Source organism: Phenylobacterium sp., assembly GCF_036263695.1.
In the GTDB taxonomy this organism is placed as follows: Bacteria; Pseudomonadota; Alphaproteobacteria; order Caulobacterales; family Caulobacteraceae; genus Phenylobacterium.
Window position 1 is genome coordinate 1 of record NZ_DATAGM010000236.1, and the last position, 4,508, is coordinate 4,508.

Here is a 4,508-nt window from a genome sequence, read left to right on the forward strand (position 1 = left end):
GCGGGGCGAAGGCGCTCGGGGCCGGCGCGCTGGTCACCGGCGGCGCTGCGGCGGCGGCGGGCGGCCCGGCGCTCGACATCGCATAGGCCGGGCCAGCGAAAACGCCCTCGTCGCAGTCGCGCCGCCAGCAGCCGCCCGACCACAGCTGGCTTTCCGCCAAGCGGCTCTGCGCCAGCTGGCTGCGGGGGAAGCGCGAGGGCGGGGCGCTGCTGTAGCTGCTCCAGGGATCGCGGCCGGTGGCGTTCCCCCGGGCGCGGGCCTGCTCGAGGCGCCGCTCCCAGCGGGCGATAGGGTCCAGGCGCCGGTGATGACGCGCGACGCCGCCATGACGATCGCCGCGGGGCGCGGGCGCCGAGGCCATCGGGCCGCCGCCGAGGGCCTGAGCCTGCGCCGACCCGGCCGCGGCCGGCGCGGTCATCAGAACCATGGCGAGAACGAGCGCGCGCTTCATGCCGGCCTCCTGTCGCAGCCAAGCTAGAACCGGCCGACCCGGGCCACGGTTGCGTGGGCGCCTGAGGCGGGGCGGCTCCAGCCCAAGCATCCCGCCGGCAGGCCCGTCCCGCCCACCAGCAGCGCCCCGCCCAGATAGAGCCGCCAGCGGTCCTCGGGGGCGACCGCCACCATCACGACGCCCAGCCCCGCGTCGGCGGACACCAACCGGGCGTCGGCGACCTCCAGCGCCCGCATCACCTGGTCCGGCGCGAGGTCGCCGCGGAAGACGACCGCGGTGAAGGGCTCGTCTGGCGGCGGGCGCATGGCCCAGGCGCCCAGCCCGACGGCGAGCGCCAGCAGCAGGCTGAACGCCGAGCCGCTCAGCCCGGCCCGGGGCGGGCCCCGGCGGATCAGCGCCCAGCCCAGCGCCATGGGGACGAGCCCGAACACGACGAGCCAGCTGAGGTCCCAGACCAGCGGGTCGTCCACGTCCACGCGGATCCGATGGATGCCGAGCGCCCAGTGGGAGACCAGCGCGTCGACCACGTGCCAGAGGCCGAAGCCCGCCAGCAGCGCGCCCGCGAGGCTCGCGCCGCCGGCCGCCGCGCCCCGCCGCTGCGCACGCCACAGGCCCCAGAGCGCCAGCGCCGCCAGCACGTACATCAGCGCGTGGAAATAGCCGTCCCACAGCACCTGCAGGCGAATGTCGGCCATGCCCGGCACGAGGCTCAGCAGGTGGTGCCACTGCAGGATCTGGTGGAGCAGGATCCCGTCGAAAAAGCCGCCGAGCGAGACGCCCAGCAGCGCAGCCCAACGACCGGAGGCCGATCCCATCCGCATGCTCCCATCGCCCGGTCAACCGCGCGCGGCGGGCTTCCGTTGCGGCGGGCGCCGAATGATAGTGTCGCCGCGCCGCTGGAGATTCGCCGATGAAGTCGCTGCTCCCCGCCGCCGTCGCCCTCGCGCTGACCGCCTGCGCTTCGCCGCCCGCGCCGAACTCCGGCGCGCCGCAGGTGGGAACCTACGAAGGCGTGCTGCCCTGCGCCGACTGCCCGGGGATCCGCACCCGGCTGACCCTGGAAGGCCCCCCCGGCCACCGCTACCGGCTGGAGCAGACCTACCTGGAGCGCAGCCAGGCGCCGTTCGTCGAGGAGGGGGTCTACTACATCCTGCGCGGCAACGCGGTGGACCCGGACGCCACCGTCTTCGAGCTGGGCGCCGACAGCCGAAACTACGTCCAGCGCGTCGGCCCTGACGAGCTCCTCAAGCTCGACAGTGAGATGCGGCCGATCCCGTCCTCCGCCGATCTGAGCCTGCGCCGCATCCCCTGACGCCCCATTGAAACCGGGGCCTTTGAACACCACTTAGATGTTCAACCGGCGGGCTTCGCCGACCATCGGGTGGCCTGCCGGGGAGTCGCTTCAAGCGAGGACTCTGGATTAGGCATGAACCGGTCGATCGTCTTCGACAGTCCCTTCCTGCTCGGCTTCGAGCACACCCGCGCCCTCATCGAGCGAGCCGCCAAGGCGGCCGCCGAGAGCTATCCCCCCTACAATGTGGAGGCGCGCGGCGAAGCGGGTCTTCGCATCACCCTGGCGGTGGCGGGCTTCTCGCCCGACCAGCTGCAGGTGAGCGTCGAGGACCGCCAGCTCACCGTCACCGGCAAGCGGGACGGCGGCGGGCGGCCGGAAGAGGCCTATCTGCACCGCGGCATCGCGGCCCGGGGCTTCATCCGCACCTTCGTCCTGGCGGACGGCATGGAGGTGGAAGGCGCGCTCCTGGAGCACGGCCTGCTCCACATCGATCTCTTCCGTCCGCAGCCGGAACGGCTGGTGAAGCAGATCCCCATCAGGACAGCCGGCTGAACCCGGCGGCTGTCGCAAGCGTTGAGATTTCGGAGGTGGTCCTATGACACCCGTTCTGACAACTGAGGCCTTCGCCTCGCTAGGTGCGCCCGACCTGGTCTACGTCCGCCCTATCAAGGCGGCCGAGATCATCGCCAGCGTTCCCGCCGCCCAGATCCGCGGCTTCGAACTGGATCCCGAACAGACCCTGTACGCCGTGCACCGCGCGGACGGCGAGCGCCTCGCCGTGTTGACCGACAAGGAATCGGCCATGGCGGCCGCCCTTGCGCACGAGCTCGCGCCGGTGTCCGTGCACTAGCGCCGAAAGAGAGAACCGCCCACCCCGGCGGGAGGCCGGGCCCGAGGCGGCCGACCCTGACAAGTTGTGAGGCGAGGGCTCCGCAGGAGGCGATGGAGCATGCGTCCCACGCGAGCCCTTCCGCGGGAGCGGGAGGGTTCGGGTCAGGTCTGCTGAGCGCTCCTGGACCTGCTACTGCGCGTCTGCGCGATACGCGCGGACGAACGCCTCGCTCACCCGGTCCGCGAGGCCGTAGACATCCATCGGGTTGCAGGTTGCGCCCTGCATCTGGTCCTGGTGCAGCACGGCGATCAGAAGCGGCGACAGCAGCATCAGGGCGGCGGCGCGAGTGTCGGCGGGGATCATGTCGCCGCGGTCGATGTGCGCCTGAAGGCGCGCCCGGCAGGCGTCGACGGCCGGGTCTACGACGTGGCGCAGGGCCGCCGGACCGATCTCGTTGTCGAGCAACCCTTCGGCGATGCTCACGGCGAAGACGTCGCCCAGGCGCACGGGCAACGGGGCGGTCATGCCGGCGATCATCGAATAACAGAACTGGCGGACCGACGTGCCGAACTCGCCCTGCGGCGCCGCCACCCACTTCAGCCGCTCTTCGCCCTGGCGGCGATACTCGTCCAGCATAGCCTCCACCACTTCGGCCCGGTCGCCGAAGTAGTGGCGCAGAGTCGGAACGCTGACTTCAGCCGCCTCGGCCAGCTGGCGAAGGCTCGGACGCGCCACCTCGCGGCGCATCATCCGCTCGGTCATCTTTCGGAGCAGCGCCCGGCGCTTGATTTCATAGTCCGCGTCTCGTGCGCCCTTTGGTCTCGGCACGGCTGTCCCCTCGCCCTCGCCTCGCTCTAAGCGCCGCACCGCGGTTCGGCAATGTGACGACTGGACCCGCGAATTCTTTGTCTATAACGCTATAGAGAATGGATGGAAACGCACCCTTGCGGCTGCACGACGCGAGCGTCCAGGCCGACGTCGCGCTGATCGGCGGCGGGCTGGCCAGCAGCCTCATCGCGCTGAAGCTCGCAGACCTCAGGCCTGACCTTTCCGTCCATATCCTCGAGCGCCTTTCCGGGCCGGACGATAGCCACACGTGGTGCCTCTTCGAGACCGACGTCACACCGGAGCAGTGGCGCTGGCTCACCCCCCTCTTCGAGCGTGTCTGGGACGGCTACGAGGTGGTGTTTCCGGATCACCGGCGACGGCTGACCACGCGCTACGCCTGTATATCGAGCCGCAGTCTCGGGCGCGCCGTGAAGGCGACACTCGGTGATCGAGTGCATCGCGGAGCCGCGGTGGTCGACTTCGGCCGCTCGGCGGTGCTGTGCGAGGACGGGCTGAGCGTCAACGCGCCCCTGGTCATCGACGCCCGCGGCCCGCGCGCCTCGTCAGCGCTGAAGTACGCCTACCAGAAGTTCGTCGGCCTCGAGGTACGGCTGCGACAGCCGCACGGGCTGGCCGAGCCGGTGGTCATGGACGGCGGCGTGCGTCAGGCGGACGGGTTTCGTTTCCTCTACCTGCTGCCCCTGGGGCCCGACCGGCTGCTTATCGAGGACACCCGCTACAGCGACACGGCCCGGCTCGACGCGCCCGCCTTGGAGCGCGAGATCGACCGGTATGCTCGGGCCTCGGGTTGGCAAGTGGCGGAGGTCATCCGTCGCGAGGGCGGCGTGCTTCCGGTAGCGCTCGGCGGTGACATCGAGGCCTATTGGCGCGAACTGGGCGGGACCGCCTGCGTGGGCCTGCGCGGCGCCTTCTTCCACCCGACGACTGGATACTCCCTCCCTGAAGCGGTGCGAACCGCCGGTCTGGTGGCCTCGGCGCCGGAGTTGACCACCGCCGCTTTGGCGGAGCGGCTGAAGGCTGAGTCCATCGACCTCTGGCGCCGCGGCGGTTTCAGCCGCGCCCTCAACCGCATGATGTTCCTG

7 protein-coding genes are annotated in these 4,508 nt (G+C 71.1%); 4 read left to right on the forward strand and 3 right to left on the reverse strand.

Annotated elements, in window-relative coordinates; genetic code table 11:
• A partial coding sequence (locus tag VHK87_RS09555) for a hypothetical protein (RefSeq protein WP_329634668.1) occupies nucleotides 1–451 on the reverse strand: 451 nt, incomplete at its 3' end.
• Between the two features lie 23 nt (nucleotides 452–474).
• The gene (locus tag VHK87_RS09560; protein WP_329634669.1) at nucleotides 475–1,266 is read right to left on the reverse strand and encodes a DUF2243 domain-containing protein; all 792 of its coding nucleotides are present in this window, start codon (nucleotides 1,264–1,266) and stop codon (nucleotides 475–477) included.
• A gap of 95 nt (nucleotides 1,267–1,361) precedes the next feature.
• On the opposite strand from VHK87_RS09560, the gene VHK87_RS09565 reads away from it, so the two are divergent.
• The 3 genes from VHK87_RS09565 (at nucleotide 1,362) to VHK87_RS09575 (ending at nucleotide 2,595) form a co-directional block, all read left to right on the forward strand.
• Entirely contained in the window at nucleotides 1,362–1,763 is a 402-nt protein-coding gene (locus tag VHK87_RS09565; protein ID WP_329634670.1) for a copper resistance protein NlpE, read from the forward strand.
• 114 nt (nucleotides 1,764–1,877) lie between these two features.
• Nucleotides 1,878–2,297, forward strand: a complete 420-nt coding sequence (locus VHK87_RS09570; protein ID WP_329634671.1) for an Hsp20 family protein — start codon at nucleotides 1,878–1,880, stop codon at nucleotides 2,295–2,297.
• A 43-nt stretch (nucleotides 2,298–2,340) separates the two neighbouring features.
• On the forward strand, nucleotides 2,341–2,595 hold the full coding sequence (locus VHK87_RS09575; RefSeq protein WP_329634672.1) for a DUF1150 family protein: 255 nt from the start codon (nucleotides 2,341–2,343) through the stop codon (nucleotides 2,593–2,595).
• 171 nt (nucleotides 2,596–2,766) lie between these two features.
• Here VHK87_RS09575 and VHK87_RS09580 read toward each other — a convergent pair whose 3' ends face one another.
• A complete protein-coding gene (locus tag VHK87_RS09580) occupies nucleotides 2,767–3,405 on the reverse strand; it encodes a TetR/AcrR family transcriptional regulator (protein WP_329634673.1) in 639 nt (212 codons plus the stop codon).
• Nucleotides 3,406–3,521: 116 nt separating this feature from the next.
• On the opposite strand from VHK87_RS09580, the gene crtY reads away from it, so the two are divergent.
• A partial coding sequence (gene crtY, locus VHK87_RS09585; RefSeq protein WP_329634674.1) for a lycopene beta-cyclase CrtY occupies nucleotides 3,522–4,508 on the forward strand: 987 nt, incomplete at its 3' end.

What these genes read in the sequence shown, in the direction of transcription:
- VHK87_RS09570 (WP_329634671.1), top strand. Translation starts at nt 1,878, where the DNA reads ATGAACCGGTCGATCGTCTTCGACAGTCCCTTCCTGCTCGGCTTCGAG.
- VHK87_RS09565 (WP_329634670.1), top strand. Translation starts at nt 1,362, where the DNA reads ATGAAGTCGCTGCTCCCCGCCGCCGTCGCCCTCGCGCTGACCGCCTGC.
- VHK87_RS09575 (WP_329634672.1), top strand. Translation starts at nt 2,341, where the DNA reads ATGACACCCGTTCTGACAACTGAGGCCTTCGCCTCGCTAGGTGCGCCC.
- VHK87_RS09560 (WP_329634669.1), bottom strand. Translation starts at nt 1,266, where the DNA reads ATGGGATCGGCCTCCGGTCGTTGGGCTGCGCTGCTGGGCGTCTCGCTC.